19 protein-coding genes are annotated in these 15,067 nt (G+C 43.5%); all 19 read left to right on the top strand.

Annotation, left to right across the window (positions count from 1 at the left end):
* Window positions 1-12 precede the first annotated feature (12 nt).
* The 19 genes from FTV13_RS07075 to FTV13_RS07165 all read left to right on the top strand — a co-directional run bounded on the left by FTV13_RS07075 (window position 13) and on the right by FTV13_RS07165 (window position 15,053).
* The gene (locus FTV13_RS07075) at window positions 13-1,026 is read left to right on the top strand and encodes an aminoglycoside phosphotransferase family protein (protein WP_159124004.1); all 1,014 of its coding nucleotides are present in this window, start codon (window positions 13-15) and stop codon (window positions 1,024-1,026) included.
* Window positions 1,027-1,716, top strand: coding sequence for an N-acetylmuramate alpha-1-phosphate uridylyltransferase MurU (gene murU, locus FTV13_RS07080; RefSeq protein WP_180011497.1), 690 nt, complete (start codon window positions 1,027-1,029; stop codon window positions 1,714-1,716).
* Between the two features lie 85 nt (window positions 1,717-1,801).
* Window positions 1,802-2,434: a 16S rRNA (guanine(527)-N(7))-methyltransferase RsmG gene (gene rsmG, locus FTV13_RS07085; protein WP_166139427.1), complete on the top strand. Its 633-nt coding sequence runs from the start codon at window positions 1,802-1,804 to the stop codon at window positions 2,432-2,434.
* A 24-nt stretch (window positions 2,435-2,458) separates the two neighbouring features.
* The gene (locus FTV13_RS07090) at window positions 2,459-3,241 is read left to right on the top strand and encodes a ParA family protein (RefSeq protein WP_004784019.1); all 783 of its coding nucleotides are present in this window, start codon (window positions 2,459-2,461) and stop codon (window positions 3,239-3,241) included.
* Window positions 3,238-4,125, top strand: coding sequence for a ParB/RepB/Spo0J family partition protein (locus FTV13_RS07095; protein WP_004784018.1), 888 nt, complete (start codon window positions 3,238-3,240; stop codon window positions 4,123-4,125). The genes FTV13_RS07090 and FTV13_RS07095 overlap by 4 nt, the downstream gene beginning before the upstream one ends.
* Before the next feature lie 37 nt (window positions 4,126-4,162).
* Window positions 4,163-4,804, top strand: a complete 642-nt coding sequence (locus FTV13_RS07100) for a MotA/TolQ/ExbB proton channel family protein (RefSeq protein ID WP_179992432.1) — start codon at window positions 4,163-4,165, stop codon at window positions 4,802-4,804.
* A 10-nt stretch (window positions 4,805-4,814) separates the two neighbouring features.
* Complete coding sequence (locus FTV13_RS07105) at window positions 4,815-5,237, top strand: biopolymer transporter ExbD (protein ID WP_159124000.1); 423 nt, start codon at window positions 4,815-4,817, stop codon at window positions 5,235-5,237.
* Window positions 5,237-6,964, top strand: a complete 1,728-nt coding sequence (gene msbA, locus FTV13_RS07110; protein WP_166139429.1) for a lipid A export permease/ATP-binding protein MsbA — start codon at window positions 5,237-5,239, stop codon at window positions 6,962-6,964. Before FTV13_RS07105 ends, msbA begins: the two co-directional genes overlap by 1 nt.
* A 3-nt stretch (window positions 6,965-6,967) precedes the next feature.
* A complete protein-coding gene (lpxK, locus tag FTV13_RS07115) occupies window positions 6,968-7,972 on the top strand; it encodes a tetraacyldisaccharide 4'-kinase (RefSeq protein WP_125279030.1) in 1,005 nt (334 codons plus the stop codon).
* Window positions 7,973-7,984: 12 nt separating this feature from the next.
* Window positions 7,985-8,746 carry a 3-deoxy-manno-octulosonate cytidylyltransferase gene (gene kdsB, locus FTV13_RS07120; RefSeq protein WP_104425952.1) on the top strand — a complete coding sequence of 254 codons (762 nt, stop codon included), beginning with the start codon at window positions 7,985-7,987 and terminating at the stop codon, window positions 8,744-8,746.
* 14 nt (window positions 8,747-8,760) lie between these two features.
* The gene (locus FTV13_RS07125; protein WP_180011500.1) at window positions 8,761-9,741 is read left to right on the top strand and encodes a DNA polymerase III subunit delta' C-terminal domain-containing protein; all 981 of its coding nucleotides are present in this window, start codon (window positions 8,761-8,763) and stop codon (window positions 9,739-9,741) included.
* A gap of 17 nt (window positions 9,742-9,758) precedes the next feature.
* Window positions 9,759-10,100: a PilZ domain-containing protein gene (locus FTV13_RS07130; protein ID WP_005236142.1), complete on the top strand. Its 342-nt coding sequence runs from the start codon at window positions 9,759-9,761 to the stop codon at window positions 10,098-10,100.
* 27 nt (window positions 10,101-10,127) lie between these two features.
* Window positions 10,128-10,901 (top strand): TatD family hydrolase, encoded by a 774-nt coding sequence (locus FTV13_RS07135; RefSeq protein WP_004783999.1) that lies wholly within the window; start codon window positions 10,128-10,130, stop codon window positions 10,899-10,901.
* Window positions 10,902-10,941: 40 nt separating this feature from the next.
* On the top strand, window positions 10,942-11,556 hold the full coding sequence (locus tag FTV13_RS07140) for a TetR/AcrR family transcriptional regulator (protein ID WP_180011502.1): 615 nt from the start codon (window positions 10,942-10,944) through the stop codon (window positions 11,554-11,556).
* A 9-nt stretch (window positions 11,557-11,565) separates the two neighbouring features.
* Complete coding sequence (locus FTV13_RS07145) at window positions 11,566-12,114, top strand: Tfp pilus assembly protein FimT/FimU (RefSeq protein WP_179992436.1); 549 nt, start codon at window positions 11,566-11,568, stop codon at window positions 12,112-12,114.
* Window positions 12,104-12,688: a type II secretion system minor pseudopilin GspI gene (gene gspI / locus FTV13_RS07150; RefSeq protein WP_171521873.1), complete on the top strand. Its 585-nt coding sequence runs from the start codon at window positions 12,104-12,106 to the stop codon at window positions 12,686-12,688. Before FTV13_RS07145 ends, gspI begins: the two co-directional genes overlap by 11 nt.
* A complete protein-coding gene (gene gspJ, locus FTV13_RS07155; RefSeq protein WP_166139440.1) occupies window positions 12,685-13,311 on the top strand; it encodes a type II secretion system minor pseudopilin GspJ in 627 nt (208 codons plus the stop codon). Before gspI ends, gspJ begins: the two co-directional genes overlap by 4 nt.
* A 14-nt stretch (window positions 13,312-13,325) precedes the next feature.
* On the top strand, window positions 13,326-14,297 hold the full coding sequence (gene gspK / locus FTV13_RS07160) for a type II secretion system minor pseudopilin GspK (RefSeq protein ID WP_180011504.1): 972 nt from the start codon (window positions 13,326-13,328) through the stop codon (window positions 14,295-14,297).
* 159 nt (window positions 14,298-14,456) lie between these two features.
* Window positions 14,457-15,053, top strand: coding sequence for a 6-carboxytetrahydropterin synthase (locus tag FTV13_RS07165; protein WP_180011506.1), 597 nt, complete (start codon window positions 14,457-14,459; stop codon window positions 15,051-15,053).
* Window positions 15,054-15,067 lie beyond the last annotated feature (14 nt).

Below are 15,067 nucleotides of genomic sequence, written 5' to 3' on the forward strand. Positions count from 1 at the left end.
AATTTATTGCAAATGAATACTCAACGCGAACAATTGATACAATCTTGGATTGCTTCTGTACTCGGTTCAGATCAATTTGAAACACATTTTTTAGCAGGCGATGCAAGTTTTCGTCGTTATGCACGAATCAAACTGAATAATAAAACATTTATGCTCATGGATGCACCACCAGAAAAAGAAGATTGTGTGCCTTTTGTGACGATTGATGAATTTTTTGATGCCCATGGCGTACGTGTTCCACACATTGTGGCCAAAGACCTGGAAAATGGCTTTTTGCTGCTCGAAGATTTTGGTGATGTGCTGTTATCAAATCTGCTAAATGATCAGACAGTTGATGCCTATTATGAGCAAAGTTTTAAACAGCTGATTCAGCTGCAGTCCATTCCTGGAGAAGGTCAGTTTCCTGCTTATTCTTATGAGAAGCTTATTTCTGAAATGGAGCTGCTGACTGACTGGATGCTGCCTGCTCTAAAAATTCAGCCAACAGAATCAGAGTCCGCTCTGATCAAGCGCACATTTGCGATACTGGCGAATGCTGCTTTGGCACAACCACAAGTCATTGTGCATCGTGATTTCCATAGCCGTAACCTGATGAAAATCGAAAATGAAACCGAACTGGGTGTGATTGATTTTCAGGATGCAGTAATCGGTGCTGATACCTATGACCTGATTTCGATTACCCGTGATGCCTATGTGCAGTGGAATGCAGATCGGGTGTATCGCTGGTTTAAAGTGTTCTATGACCTGTTACCAGCAGCGGCAAAACAGGACCGTGATTTCGAACAGTTCAAAAAAGATGCGGATATGATGGCCATTCAGCGCCATATCAAGATTTTAGGTATTTTTGTCCGCTTGTTTGAGCGAGATGGTAAATCTGGCTATCTAAAAGACCTGCCACGTGTGATGTGGTATCTGCTGGAAGAAACCAAAGACTATCCTGAATTACAGCCATTTATGCAGTTCATTCATGAAAAAGTGATGCCAGCTTTTGAAGCAAAATATGGTTCATACGAGGTAGCGGCCTAAATGAAAGCGATGATTCTCGCGGCTGGCTTGGGCAACCGCATGCGTCCTTTAACTTTGCATACCCCAAAACCTTTACTAGAAGTGGGTGGTAAGCCGCTAATTGTCTGGCATATTGAAAAACTGGCTGCGATGGGCGTGAATGAAGTTGTCATTAATACGGCTTGGTTAGGTGAAAAACTGGCTCAGGCGTTGGGTGATGGTTCACAGTTTGGTGTCAAGATTTTATGGTCACATGAAGGTGAAGGTCTGGAAACAGCCGGTGGCATTATTAATGCTTTACCACTGCTTGGTGATGAGCCTTTCATTTTGGTCAATGGCGATGTCTGGACGACTATGGACTTTGCACCTTTATTGAATGTTGAGCTGGGTGAAAATCTGGCACATCTGGTATTGGTACAAAATCCGGAACAGCATCCAAACGGTGATTTCACACTTGCAGACGGCAAGGCTTATACCTTTGATCAGCAGATCAGTGGTGAAAACCTGACGTTTAGCGGTGTATCCGTACTTGATCCGAAAATGTTTGCAGGCTTAGAGGCTGGAAAGCGTCCTTTGGCACCATTATTAAAAGCAGCAATGCTGGAAAATAAGATTGCTGCCTCTAAATTGACAGGCATTTGGGTAGATGTAGGAACGCCTGAGCGTTTGAATGCACTGGATTCAATGATCCGTGAAGGGAAGTCTGCTTAAGTGAATATTCACTAAGCACTCCCTACTGTGCCAATATAGAGAAAACGGTATACTTCCACTTAACTTTTTCGAGCGTTGATTGTTTATGCACACGTTTTTTCAAGAACTAAAGCAGGGTAGCCAGGCTTTAGGTTTAGAGCTGTCGGATGAAGCTTTAAATTTATTACTCAAGTACCAGGATGCTTTGGTACTGTGGAATAAAGCATACAATTTGACTGCAATCCGTGATCCTAAGGAAATGCTAGTTAAGCATCTGCTTGACAGTCTAAGCATTCTAAAGGATTTGCCTGCAGGTCGTTTGCTCGACATTGGGACTGGTGGTGGTATGCCGGGCATGATCATTGCTTTATGTCAGCCTGAGCGTGATTGCGTACTACTGGATTCAAATGGTAAAAAAATTCGTTTCCTCAAGCAGTTTATTGCAGACCTAAAATTAAAAAATGTCATTGCAGTACAAACCCGTGTGGAAAATGAAGACAGTATCAATGAGCTGGGTCAGTTTGATGTGATTACCAGTCGTGCATTTGCTTCATTGACAGATTTTGTGAATGCGTCTAAACCGTATATGCATGAGCAGAGTATTATTGCTTCCATGAAAGGTTTGATTCCTGAAGAGGAAGTGGCAGCATTAAAAGATGAATTTAGCTGTCAGATTATTGAACTGAAGGTTCCGCGCTTGGACGAACAACGTCATTTACTTCTATTAAAACGTATTTAAAATTTTTGAAGGATCGGGGTCAACATGGCACAAATTATTGCGATTGCCAACCAGAAAGGTGGTGTCGGTAAAACCACAACCGCAGTAAATTTGGCGGCATCTCTCGCTGTGCTAAAAAAACGCGTTTTGCTTGTGGATATGGATTCTCAGGGAAATGCGACCATGGGGTCGGGGATTCAGAAAAATGACCTGCTGTATTCAGTGACTGATGTATTGCTGGGTGAAGTGCCGATTGAAACTGCGATCACCAAGGCTGAAGTTGGATACAAGGTTTTAGGGGCAAACCGTGACCTGGCTGGTGTGGAGCTGGCGATTGCTGAGCAAAAAGGCCGTGAATTTATTTTGCGTGAAGCTTTGCAGGAAATTGAATCCTCATTCGACTATATCATTGTTGATTGTGCACCAAGCTTAAGCTTGATTACCGTGAATGCACTGGCAGCAGTGGATGGCGTGATTATTCCGATGCAATGCGAATATTATGCTCTCGAAGGCCTGGCTGATCTGACACAAACCATTGACCGCATTCAGCAAGCACTTAATCCAGACCTGCAGATCGTGGGTGTATTGCGTACCATGTATGATGCTCGAAATGCCTTGACCCGTGATGTTTCAGAAGAGTTAGAGCAATATTTTGGTAAAAAACTTTATGAAACCGTGATTCCACGTAATATCCGTCTAGCTGAAGCGCCGGCACATGGTCTACCGGTTATTTATTTTGAAAAAAGTTCAAAGGGTGCAGTTGCTTACTTAAATCTGGCAGCTGAAGTATTAAAGAAAAGCAAAGTGAAAAAAGGAAGTAAAGCATGACCGTCAAGAAACGTGGACTCGCCAAAGGTCGTGGTTTAGATGCCTTGCTGGGATCAATTCAAAAAGAAAAATTACAACTCGAAGCACAAGGTCTTGATCATGGTCAGTTGAAACAGATTGATGTCAATCTGCTGAAACGTGGTGAATATCAGCCACGTCGTTATATCAATGAGCAGGATCTGCAGGAACTGGCCGCATCGATTGAGAAGCATGGCATCATGCAGCCAATCGTGATCCGTCCGGTCGATGATGAACGCTATCCATACGAGATTATTGCCGGTGAGCGTCGCTGGCGTGCGGCACAGTTAGCAGGTCTGACTGAAGTTCCTGCGATTGTGCGTGAGCTGAATGATCAGGTCGCAATTGCATTAGCTTTAATCGAAAACATTCAGCGTCAGGACCTGAACCCGATTGATCAGGCGATGGCTTTGCAGCGTTTCCATGACGAGTTTGGTTTAAGCCATCAGGAAATTGCCGATACCGTCGGTAAGGCACGTACTACAGTAAGTAATCTACTGCGTCTGCTAACTCTGGCTGAAGAAGTAAAAGACTTTATGCAGCAGGGCCTGCTGGATATGGGACATGCACGTGCCATCCTGACTTTGAAGGCTAAAGATCAGCTTAAAGTTGCTGAGATGGTCATTGAAAAGAGTCTGTCAGTACGCCAAACCGAACAGTTGGTACGCGACTACAATGCACCGAAAACAGAAAAACCAAAAGCAGCGATTGCGCCAGACATTCAGCAGTTGACTCAGCGCCTGTCTGAGCGCTTTAGTGCGGATGTTAAAATTGACTACAACAAGCAAGGGAAAGGCAAGCTGGTCATTAGCTATCATTCTTTAGAAGAGCTGGACGGGATTCTTTCGATCCTGGGCGATGAATAATTAATTTAAAATTTGTTTTTATTGGGGAATAAATCAGATGTGGGAATTGGTTAAAGCAGGCGGCTGGTTGATGCTGCCGCTGGTATTGTGTTCGATATTTATGCTAGCGATCTCGGTCGAGCGCTTCATTCGTTTAAAAAAGAGTCTGGTACTGCCCAACTCACTTCTGATGGGTCCTGCACAAAATGCAGACCAAGCTATGCAAAAGCTGCAACAAAGTTCAGCTTTGAAAAACAGTACTTTGGGTCGTGTATTTACTGCTGGTTTTGAAGCGTGTCACCAGTCTGAGCAATATGCTCGTGCCCAGATGGAAGTGGCAGCTTCACAGGAAATTGGCTATCTGGAAAAGAATATTAATTTTCTGGGTACTTTGAGTGCAGTAGCACCTCTACTCGGTTTGCTCGGTACAGTGATTGGAATTATTGAATCATTTTTAATGATTGATGTCGGTACTAATAGTGACCCAGTATTAATGATGCCGGGTATTTCCAAAGCACTGATCACGACAGCAGCGGGTATGCTGATTGCTATTCCTGCTTTATTTGCACATCGTTATTTCCAGCGTCTGGTTCAGGAATATGTAGCGGAACTTGAGCAGCAAGCAACGTTATTTCATGCCAACCTGTTCTATTTAAATGCTTCAGATGATGTAGAAGAACGCATCAAGAAAGCAAGCTAGGAGCAGGGGCATGAAATTTAAACGTAACCAGGTGGAAGATGTACATATCAATCTGACGCCCATGATTGATTGCCTGCTATTTATTTTGGTCTTTCTGCTGCTTTCAACCACGTTTAACCAGATGAGCCGAATGAACCTGACGCTTCCAGATGCGCAAGGTGTACCGCCCAAGAATTTTGATCAGAAAATTGAAGTGATTGTGGATTCCAATGGCCACTATGCCGTGAATGGTCAGTCTATTGCCAGTAAAGATGCAGCAGATTTAAATACGGCAATTAAACAGATTTCGAATGAACGTCGTGATTTAATGTTTGTCATTGCCGCTGATGCAAAAGCGACACATCAGGATGTTATTCGTGTCATGGACGTTGCAGGGCAACTTGGCTTTGTTAATGTCAACATCAGTACGAAAGTACCAACTCGAGGTTATTAGTGAAGCACGATTTTAAGGTCTATCTTCGCCTTTTAAGCTATTTAAAACCATTTTGGGGCACAGCCTTAATTGTCCTGCTTGGTTTCTCTATGAATGCGGCGACAGAAGTTTCTGTGGCCAAATTACTGGAATATATCATTGAGGCGATACAAAACAGAGACCAGGGTTTCACCTTACTTTTCCCATTCTTAGTGGTAGTACTGATGTTCTTCCGGGGGCTAGGCCTATTCCTCGGTGGGTATTATACGGCGGTCATCTCCCGTAATCTGGTATTTAATATTCGTCAGGAAGTCTTTGCCAAAATATTGCGTTTGCCTGCGCAATATTTTCTGGACAATACCAGCGGTCATATTACGGCCAAAATTATGTATAACGTTGAGCAGCTCACCGCAGCCTCAACTGAAGCACTTAGAACGATCATTCAGCAAGGTCTGATCACAATTGCCTTATTGGGATATCTTTTATATACCAACTGGCGTTTAACCATGTGTATTCTGATCTTTGGACCCGTGATTGGTTTTGTGATCAGTAAAGCTTCAAAACGGATGCGCAAGCTATCACAACAGGTTCAGGACACTATGGGTGATGTGAACCATGTTGTTCAGGAAACGGTAAATGCCAATCTGATTGTCAAAGGTTTTGGTGGTCAGATTTATGAGCAGGAACGCTTTAAACAGAATTCTTTGGAAAATCTACGCCGTGGCTTGAAAATGGTGGCAGTACAGCAGCTGAACAGTCCAGTGGTACAGCTGATCATGTCAGTTTCACTCAGTATCGTGATGTATATTGCATTGCGCCCACAAATTTTGGGAGATACGACTGCGGGTGAATTTGTTGCTTATATTACAGCTGCTGGCATGTTGGCGCGACCAATCAAGACATTAACTGATGTGAATGAAAAAATTCAGCGTGGTATGGCGGCCGCACATTCTGTGTTTGAATTGCTAGATATGCCTGAAGAGCATAATACCGGCAAACTCAATGATGCCTTAAAAGGCAACATTCAATTTAAAGATGTCAATCTGGTTTATGGTGATGGTCACCATGCGATTCATGACTTTAACCTAGAAGTGAAAGCGGGCGAGACTGTAGCATTGGTTGGGCGTTCAGGAGCAGGTAAAACCTCGCTGGTGAATCTGTTGGTACGTTATCAGGAAACTTCATCCGGGCAAATTTTACTGGATCAAAAACCGATTACTGATTATGAGTTGACTGCTTTACGTACCCAGATCGCGATGGTAAACCAGCAGGTAGTGCTGTTTAACCGTACTGTTCGTGAAAATATTGCTTATGGCCAGCTAGAAAATGCGAGTGATGAAGAAATCATTGCAGCGGCAAAAGCTGCCTATGCACATGATTTCATTATGGCCTTGCCACAAGGTTATGATACGCCACTAGGTGCTCAAGGTCTGAATCTGTCAGGTGGTCAGCGTCAGCGTATTGCGATCGCCCGTGCTATTCTGAAAAATGCACCGATTCTGATTCTGGATGAAGCGACCAGTGCGCTGGATAATGAATCTGAATACTTTATTCAGCGTGCCTTTGATCAGGCGATGCGAGATCGGACTACGATTGTGATTGCCCACCGTCTATCAACAATTGAAAATGCCGACCGCATTGTAGTAATGGATCAAGGTCGTATTATAGAGCAGGGTAATCATGCTGAGCTGATTGCACGTCAAGGTGCTTATTATCAGCTGCACCAACGTAATTTCGAGGAACATTAAGTCATGGCTTTGGCACAGATCATTCAGGATGCTTGGAATACACAGGCAAAGTGGCTGGTTGTGCTGCGTCCTTTGTCCTGGCTTTACCGCTTGGGTTTTGTCAGTAACCACTGGCTTTACCGTAAAGGGATTAAAAAAAGCTATACCGCACCTATTCCAGTAATGGTGATTGGAAATATTACCGTAGGTGGGAGTGGTAAAACACCTTTACTGATTCATCTGGTGGATTACCTCACTGAAAAAGGCCTACGGATTGGTGTAATCAGTCGAGGTTATGGTGGTAAAGGTCCTTTTCCTGCTTATGTAGATTTAAATACCTTGCCTGAAGTGGTAGGTGATGAACCAGCCTTAATTGTCCAAGCGACTGGTGTGCCGATGGCTGTAGGGCCAAATCGTCAAAAGAGCATTGAGCTTCTGCTAGAAAAGCATGCACTGGATTTAATTATTTGTGATGACGGTTTGCAGCACTGGGCTTTAAATCGTCAGATTGAATGGATTGTGCTGGATAATAACCGAGGCTTGGGCAACCAGAAACTTTTACCAGAAGGTTATCTGCGTGAACCCGTTACCCGGTTGGAAAAAGGTACCGTGATTGAACATGCAGCAAATCCAGTTTCGCCTTTGCATATGCATCTTGCAGCCTCTCAGCCGTATTTATTAAATCAGGATGTTATCAAAAGCTTTGATCCAACTGCGGCTTTCTATGCAGTAGTCGGCATCGGTTTTCCACAGCGTTTTTATCAAACACTAGAACATCTGGGGCTGCAGCAATTTCAGTGTCATGAATTTCCAGATCATCATGATTATGAAATTGAAGATCTGCAATTCGATGACAATAGTCCGATCATTACTACTGAAAAAGATGCAGTTAAAATTATGGCATTACTCAAACAGTATCCAGATTATCAGCGGGATATCTGGGTGGTGCCGGTCGATGCAGTCTTGTCACCTGCCTGTTATACAATATTGCAGCAGCAATTAGAGCAACAGGGTATTTCTATTTCCTAAGGTTTATTTACGATGAAACATATAGTTATTCCTGCACGCTTCTCCAGTTCACGTTTGCCGGGTAAACCTTTGCTGGAAATCCATGGTCGTCCGATGATTCTGCGTGTCGTGGATCAGGCCAAAAAAGTACAGGGCTTTGATGACCTGTGTGTGGCAACAGATGATGAACGTATTGCCGAAGTTTGCCGTGCTGAAGGTGTTGATGTGGTCCTGACTTCAGCAGATCATCCATCAGGTACCGATCGTCTAAGCGAGGTAGCTCGAATCAAGGGCTGGGCGAGTGATGACATTATTGTGAATGTACAGGGTGATGAACCTTTATTGCCAGCTCAGTTAGTTAAACAGGTCGCGCAACTCTTAGAAGATCAACCGGCTTGCTCAATGTCGACTCTGTGTGAGCCAATTCATCATTTAGAGGAATTCAAGCGTGACAGCATTGTTAAGGTTGTGATGTCTAAGCACAATCAGGCATTGTATTTTAGTCGTGCTACGATTCCTTATGACCGTGATGGTGCCAAGCTGGCTGAACAGAAACTGCATGATCAGGCTTATCGCCATTTGGGCTTATATGCTTACCGCGTGAAACTATTACAGGAATATGTGACTTGGGAAATGGGTGTGCTGGAAAAACTGGAATCTTTAGAACAGTTACGTGTCCTGGAAAATGGTCACCGTATTGCCATTGCTGTGGCAGAAGCCAATTTACCGCCAGGTGTCGATACGCAGGAAGATCTGGATCGCTTGAACCAGATGGATCCATCTTCTTTTGCTTAATTTGAGAATTCTCCATGCCGCTTGATGTCAATGCACAGATTTATCCATGGCAGCAACAGGTTTGGGAAACGCTAACCGGGCGTTTTCCTAAGCTTGGGCATGGTTTATTGTTCTATGGAAAAAAAGGCTGTGGTAAAGAAGCCTTTGCCCAGCAGTTTCTGGCCTGGGTTTTATGCCTGAACCGTCAGCCTAAGGGGCCATGCGGTGAGTGTGGCAGTTGTCAGTGGCTGAAAGCGGATACCCATCCGAATTACGTCTATATCGGCACTGATGAAGACAATAAAAAACAGAATGCCAAAATTAAAATTGAAAAGATCCGTGATCTTCTGCCTTTTGTACAGCAGACCGTCGATGGCTGGCGTGTCATTGTCATTGAACCCGCTGAAGCATTAAATATTGCTTCTTCTAATGCCTTGCTGAAAACTCTGGAAGAACCGGGTGAAAATATTGTCATTATTCTGCTTGCGGATCATTATCTGAAATTGCCTGCAACTATTCGCAGCCGTTTACAGCATTTTGCTTTAGACCGGATTTCATCAGCGCAATTTAGTGAATATGTAGAGGCGCAGTTACCTGAAGCAGGTTCGAGCCAGCAGCAGCTATTAATGAATTTATCCAATCAGATGCCTTTGCAAGCGATTGAGGTTGCACAAAGTTCCTGGTTGCCATTACGTCAGGAATTCATGGAAGACTGGAAAAAACTGGTCATTCAAAAAAATATGCCAATGGCAATTGCGACCAAATGGAATAAAAGCCTGAGTTTTGGTGAATTTGGTCAAATGTTTGAATACTTGTTGTCCGATTTAATTTGTGTCAAGCTAAATCAGGCCGTAAAAAACATTGATCTGGACTTTAATGTATTGGCCGAACAATATTCATTGGAAACACTTTTTAAAATTTATGAGGATTTTCAGCGAGCCAAACAATATCTTGAGCAGAACGTACAAAGTAATCTGGTGCTCGATGAATTGTGTATCAAGCTGATGAATCTTTAGTTTAAGGGGAAAACAAGATGCAACCACGTATGGGCGGTATTATTCAGGCTAATATTCCGGATATTGAAACGTTATTTGCCAGTTATATGCCATATGTTGTAGGTGGTGGACTTTTTATTCCTTCCAAGCAGCCAGTAAAATTAGGTGAAGAAGTTTTTGTTTTGACGACTTTACCTGAACAGACGCAGAAAATTCCATTAACCGGAAAAGTAATCTGGATATCTCAAAAGCAGAATGGCATCAAGCCACAAGGTTTTGGGATTCAGCTCACCGGTGAAAAAGGCGTTTTCTTCAAAAATGAAGCAGATCGTCTGGTTGCGGGTCTTAAATCTGATGGACGTAAAAGTTACACTATGTAGTTAATTTACCTTTGGTAGGAACTCATTGTGTTTGTAGATACTCATTGCCATTTAACGCTGCTTGATTTAACACCTTATAACGGTGATCTGGATCAGGCGCTCGCTCAGGCCCGTGAAGCAGGCGTATCCAAGTTTATGAGTATCTCGGTGGATCTGGATGATCATATCGAGTTGGCTAAAATCGCGGCCCGTCATCCTGATGTCGGTTATACCGTCGGTGTACATCCTTGCGAAGATGCGGCAACGATGGCGCGTGCGACTACTGAATATCTGGTTGAACTGGCACAGCCAGAAAAAGTCTGGGCGCTGGGTGAAACGGGGCTCGATTATTATCACAGCACCGATTTTATTGCCGAGCAAAAAGACTGTTTTGCCCGTCATATCCATGCCTCACAAATTGTGAAAAAACCTGTCGTCGTGCATACCCGTTCTGCCAAGCACGATACTGTTGATATTATCCGTGCAGAGAAATCTACCCATGGCATTTTGCACTGTTTTACCGAAGACTGGGAAACCGCTAAAGCTGTTTTAGACTGCGGTTACTATGTGTCTTTCTCCGGTATTGTTTCTTTTAAAAATGCCCAGGATTTGCGTGACGTGGCCAAACAGGTTCCACTTGATCGGGTTTTAATCGAAACGGATAGTCCTTACCTTGCTCCAATGCCATATCGTGGCAAATCTAATGAACCAAAATACGTTCCTTATGTAGCCAAAGCGCTTTGCGATGTATATGATAAGTCGCTAGAAGAAATGGCTTATATCACAAAGCAGAACTTTGAGAATCTTCTGAATTCAAAGTAAGTAAAGTTAGATAAGAGTACAAGAGAGTTATAGGGTGAAGATGGATCGTCAGGCTCAGTTTCGAGCAAGAGAAACCTTGATTTTTCAAGTTGCAGAACAGTTACTGCTAGGAAATGGTGAAGCAGGGATGACCCTGGATGCACTGGCAGCAGAACTGGATCTGGCCAAAGGCACTCTTTATAAGCATTTCCAGAGTAAAGATGAATTGTACATATTGCTGATTATCCGTAATGAGCGCATGTTGCTGGAAATGATCCAGGATAGTGATAAGGCTTTTCCTGAACATCTGGCATTCTTTATGTTGCATCATCTGCATCACCCTGAACGTACTGTCCTTTTTCATCAGATTGAAGAACGTCTTTCTACAACAGGTGTTGGAATTCAGCACCTGTTTAGCGAACTTTATCAGGTGCGCAAACAGCGCTTACGTTTGATTATCCGTATGACTGAAAGCTATTTGGCTTCAATCAATAGCAGCATGTCGGTGCGTGATTATCTGGCCTCAATTTGGTCGATGACCCATGGTGCAGCTGCGATTCTGAACTCCAGTTTTTATCAGCGCTATCTCGGTTCACGCGATACCTTGCGCGTTGCCCTTATTGATCAAGCTTTAGCTTTACCGAAACAGGTCCATCCTGCCGAGCAGTTCGCCTAAGAGTTGCCTATGATCAGATCACATCACGCCTCCATTCGTGGATTCACTCTAATCGAAGTGATGGTGGTGATTGTGATTATGAGTATTATGGCATCACTAGTTGTATTGAATATTGGTGGAGTAGATCAGCGCAAGGCAATGCAGGCACGAGAAGTCCTGTTACTGGATTTGCAAAGAATCTTGCGGGAAGCTAATGATCAATCCCGTATTCTTGCGCTTGATGTTCAGGCTGCCACTGATGTTTCACCATTTCGCTACGGGATCGTGGAATATCGTTCACCTAATCAGGCAGAATCGACTTTAAATCAGCAGAAATGGCAAAATTATGTGGAGTTTAATCTGCGCAGTTTACCGGAGCAGGTCTCTTTCCGGATTCAGTCTTTAGAGCAGCGTTATAATAATGCCCAAAATCGGGATCTTACTGAAGCCAATGCACCCAAGCTGATCTGGTTAGGCAATGGTGAAGTTAAACCGGTCAGAATTCAGTTCTATCTGGAAGATCGTGAAGTAGGCAATCCGATTGAAATTGATCACTTGGGTAAAGTCCATGAAAGCTAGGGTTTTCAAGCAGAGTGCCGGAGCTGATGTAATCAAGCCATTTAAGTCAAATGCTGATCGTGCGCAATCCGAGTATAGCTCTTCGTCTTGCGCAGCGGTGAAACAGCGTTTCACTCATCGCGGCTCCTCAAGCACAGCTTTCGGACTTTTTTGCGCGATAATGCCGCTCAGGTCGAGGATTACTCGACTTAATCGTGCCTCAGGATTTACCTTGCTGGAAGTGATGGTCGCGCTGGCGATCTTTGCCACAGCAGCCATGACCCTGACTAAAGTTGCTATGCAATATACCCAATCGACTTCGAATGCCATTTTGAGAACCCAAGCCCAGTTTGTTGCCTTGAATGAAGCGGCACTGATGGAAATTAATCAGCAGTGGCTTACTGGTACAGAATCTAAACAACTCACTCAACAGGGCGAAACCTGGCAAATTGATAAGCGCAGTGAACCCACTGTAAGTCCTAATGTACAACGCATTGAATTACAGGTGAGTCTGGTCAACACTGAAACCGGTCAGGCAGAAAATGGAATTAGCAGCTTGATGTTCTTTAATCACCGGATGAATGAAGCGCCATGAAGTCTAAGGGATTTACGCTGGTCGAACTACTGGTTGCTATTGCTATTTTCGCCGTACTCTCTGCTCTAGGCTGGAAAGTATTTGATTATATTGTACAAACCAAAGACCGTAATGCAGTGCATGAACAGCGCTTAAGTCAGTTGCAAGATACTTATCAGCAGATCTTGCGTGATACGGTGCAGGCGGTGCCTTTAACGGCCAATATTAATGGTGATATTCAGCCGGCACTGGTTTTGCAAAACGGACGTTTTAACTTTAGTAAGACTGGAGTCACCGATCCTCTGGAAGAGGGGATTTCTCCAGATGAACGGGTTGAATATCAGTACCGGGCAGATGAACAAAAACTCTATCGCCTGAAATACCGGAATTTAAACCAGACCGGGCGTGATCAACCTGAATCCAGTGTGTTGTTGTCCGAGGTTGAGCAGTTTCAGATCGTAGTACTTAATCCAAATGAAATGACCCAATGGCCAGACTCATCTTTTGATTTAAATCAGATTGAGCAAAAACAGCGTTTACCCAAAGGCATTAAAATTAACTTAATGGTTAATGGGGTCAGTTATGAGTGGATTTTCAGTTTATTGAATACAGATTTCCTGCTTGAAACCCAAAAGTTAACCTGACAAAGAATAATAAAATGCAGATGAACAAAGCAATGATGATCAAACAGCAGAAGGGGATTGCTCTGATTACCATTCTAGTGATGGTGGCACTTGCAACTATTTTGGCTGCGACTATTGCTAAACGTCAGGCCGCAACTGCTGAAAGCACCGCCTATTTAATGCGACAAAACCAGTCTTTGATGTATGCCAAAAGTGCTGAAGCGTTTTTTTCTGAATTGCTGGTCGATGACGCAGAGAATGCAGCGGAAGTTGATCATTTAAATGAAACCTGGGCGCAGCCAATGCCGGCTTTTCCGGTTGAAGATGGTTATGTCTCGGGAATACTGCAAGATGAGTCAGGTAAGTTTAATTTAAATAGCCTGATTACAGCAGAAGGCACGGTGAATGAAAATGCTAAAGCCTGGTTCGAGCTGATATTAAAACGTGCTGGATTGCCAGAGCAGTTGAGTGAAGCTGTGATTGACTGGCAGGATGAAGATGAAATGCCAAGTGGCCCAATGGGTGCAGAATCTAATTATTATCAGGGCTTGCCGAATGGTTCTCTACCTCCGAATGCCAAATTTCATAGCGTTGAAGAGCTGAAACTGGTACGAGGCTTTGAAGAAAATAAGTACAAACTAATTGCACCTTATCTCAGTACTGCGCCTGTAGCAGATACTATGGTCAATATTAATACCGCATCTGCATTTCTTTTGGCGAGCATGGATGAAAAGCTGGATGTGAATACGGTGCAGCAATTGCTGGATCGCCGTCAGGCAAATCTGGAATATTTTTCCAATGTGGCTGATCTCTGGACACTAGAACCCTTTGCTCAGGTGGATGCAGCCAAACACAACCTGTTTAATAACCTGCTTGGAGTGCAATCCAATCACTTTAAAGCACGTATCGAAGTGATGCTGAGTGAACGTAAACGTCAGTTTAGTAGTGATCTGGTGCGGCAGGACAAGAAGGTTTATGTTGCCTATCGAAGCATGGCGCCTTTTTAAAATACCGCCATTTAAGGATGCTCTCATTTCTTGAATTTAATCTGTTTTCGCTTTAATCCCTTTTCCCTATCATGACGAACTGCAAAATTAATCCTCATAGGTTTACTTTTGCTTTATAATTGAAATTAATTCACCTATTTTTTGACGACATTACGGCATATGTTAATTCGTAAGTTATTTAAGTTTGAAAATGCTCATATTGTGCGTAACTGCACCTCGGATCGCTGCAAACGTTCGATTCATGGTCACAGTTATAAAGTTGAGTTATTGCTGAAAGCGTCGAAGTTGGATCATGGTCAGATGGTATATGATTTTGGTCTGCTCAAAGGGGTGATTAAGGATTTCTTTGATTCTTTTGACCATGCGATCTGCTTTTGGCAAAAAGATGATCCTGAATATATTCAAGCATGCAAGAATTTTAGCGCGCGCTGGGTATCTTTGCCGGTTTCGCCATCTGCAGAACAGTTTTCACGTATTTTCTTCTTTCTGGCTCAACAGGTGTTGGCATCCACCATTACTCAGAATGGTGAAGGCGATGTTGAAGTTTACTCTGTAATTGTCCATGAAACTGATACCGGCTATGCGCAAAGCTTCCTGGAAGATATTCAAAATACACAGATGGGTCCACTTAGCCTGGAACAGATTGAATTCTCGGAGCAGGTGCGTGCAGAATGGACAGATCCAGAGATGTTTGCGAAACTGAAACAGGGTCTTCCATTTCATAATCCGGCTGTGGATCTGCAAGTCCAGCCTTAAAAATTCGAATATAA

Origin of the sequence: Acinetobacter sp. YH12235, assembly GCF_013417705.1 — a bacterium.
Taxonomy (GTDB): Bacteria; Pseudomonadota; Gammaproteobacteria; order Pseudomonadales; family Moraxellaceae; genus Acinetobacter.

Coding starts and splice junctions, on each gene's coding strand:
- lpxK (WP_125279030.1), top strand. CDS start 6,968: ATGGCTTTGGCACAGATCATTCAGGATGCTTGGAATACACAGGCAAAG.
- gspK (WP_180011504.1), top strand. CDS start 13,326: ATGCAGATGAACAAAGCAATGATGATCAAACAGCAGAAGGGGATTGCT.
- FTV13_RS07090 (WP_004784019.1), top strand. CDS start 2,459: ATGGCACAAATTATTGCGATTGCCAACCAGAAAGGTGGTGTCGGTAAA.
- rsmG (WP_166139427.1), top strand. CDS start 1,802: ATGCACACGTTTTTTCAAGAACTAAAGCAGGGTAGCCAGGCTTTAGGT.
- FTV13_RS07095 (WP_004784018.1), top strand. CDS start 3,238: ATGACCGTCAAGAAACGTGGACTCGCCAAAGGTCGTGGTTTAGATGCC.
- gspJ (WP_166139440.1), top strand. CDS start 12,685: ATGAAGTCTAAGGGATTTACGCTGGTCGAACTACTGGTTGCTATTGCT.
- murU (WP_180011497.1), top strand. CDS start 1,027: ATGAAAGCGATGATTCTCGCGGCTGGCTTGGGCAACCGCATGCGTCCT.
- gspI (WP_171521873.1), top strand. CDS start 12,104: ATGAAAGCTAGGGTTTTCAAGCAGAGTGCCGGAGCTGATGTAATCAAG.
- FTV13_RS07140 (WP_180011502.1), top strand. CDS start 10,942: ATGGATCGTCAGGCTCAGTTTCGAGCAAGAGAAACCTTGATTTTTCAA.
- FTV13_RS07130 (WP_005236142.1), top strand. CDS start 9,759: ATGCAACCACGTATGGGCGGTATTATTCAGGCTAATATTCCGGATATT.
- FTV13_RS07075 (WP_159124004.1), top strand. CDS start 13: ATGAATACTCAACGCGAACAATTGATACAATCTTGGATTGCTTCTGTA.
- FTV13_RS07105 (WP_159124000.1), top strand. CDS start 4,815: ATGAAATTTAAACGTAACCAGGTGGAAGATGTACATATCAATCTGACG.
- kdsB (WP_104425952.1), top strand. CDS start 7,985: ATGAAACATATAGTTATTCCTGCACGCTTCTCCAGTTCACGTTTGCCG.
- FTV13_RS07100 (WP_179992432.1), top strand. CDS start 4,163: ATGTGGGAATTGGTTAAAGCAGGCGGCTGGTTGATGCTGCCGCTGGTA.
- FTV13_RS07145 (WP_179992436.1), top strand. CDS start 11,566: ATGATCAGATCACATCACGCCTCCATTCGTGGATTCACTCTAATCGAA.
- FTV13_RS07125 (WP_180011500.1), top strand. CDS start 8,761: ATGCCGCTTGATGTCAATGCACAGATTTATCCATGGCAGCAACAGGTT.
- FTV13_RS07165 (WP_180011506.1), top strand. CDS start 14,457: ATGTTAATTCGTAAGTTATTTAAGTTTGAAAATGCTCATATTGTGCGT.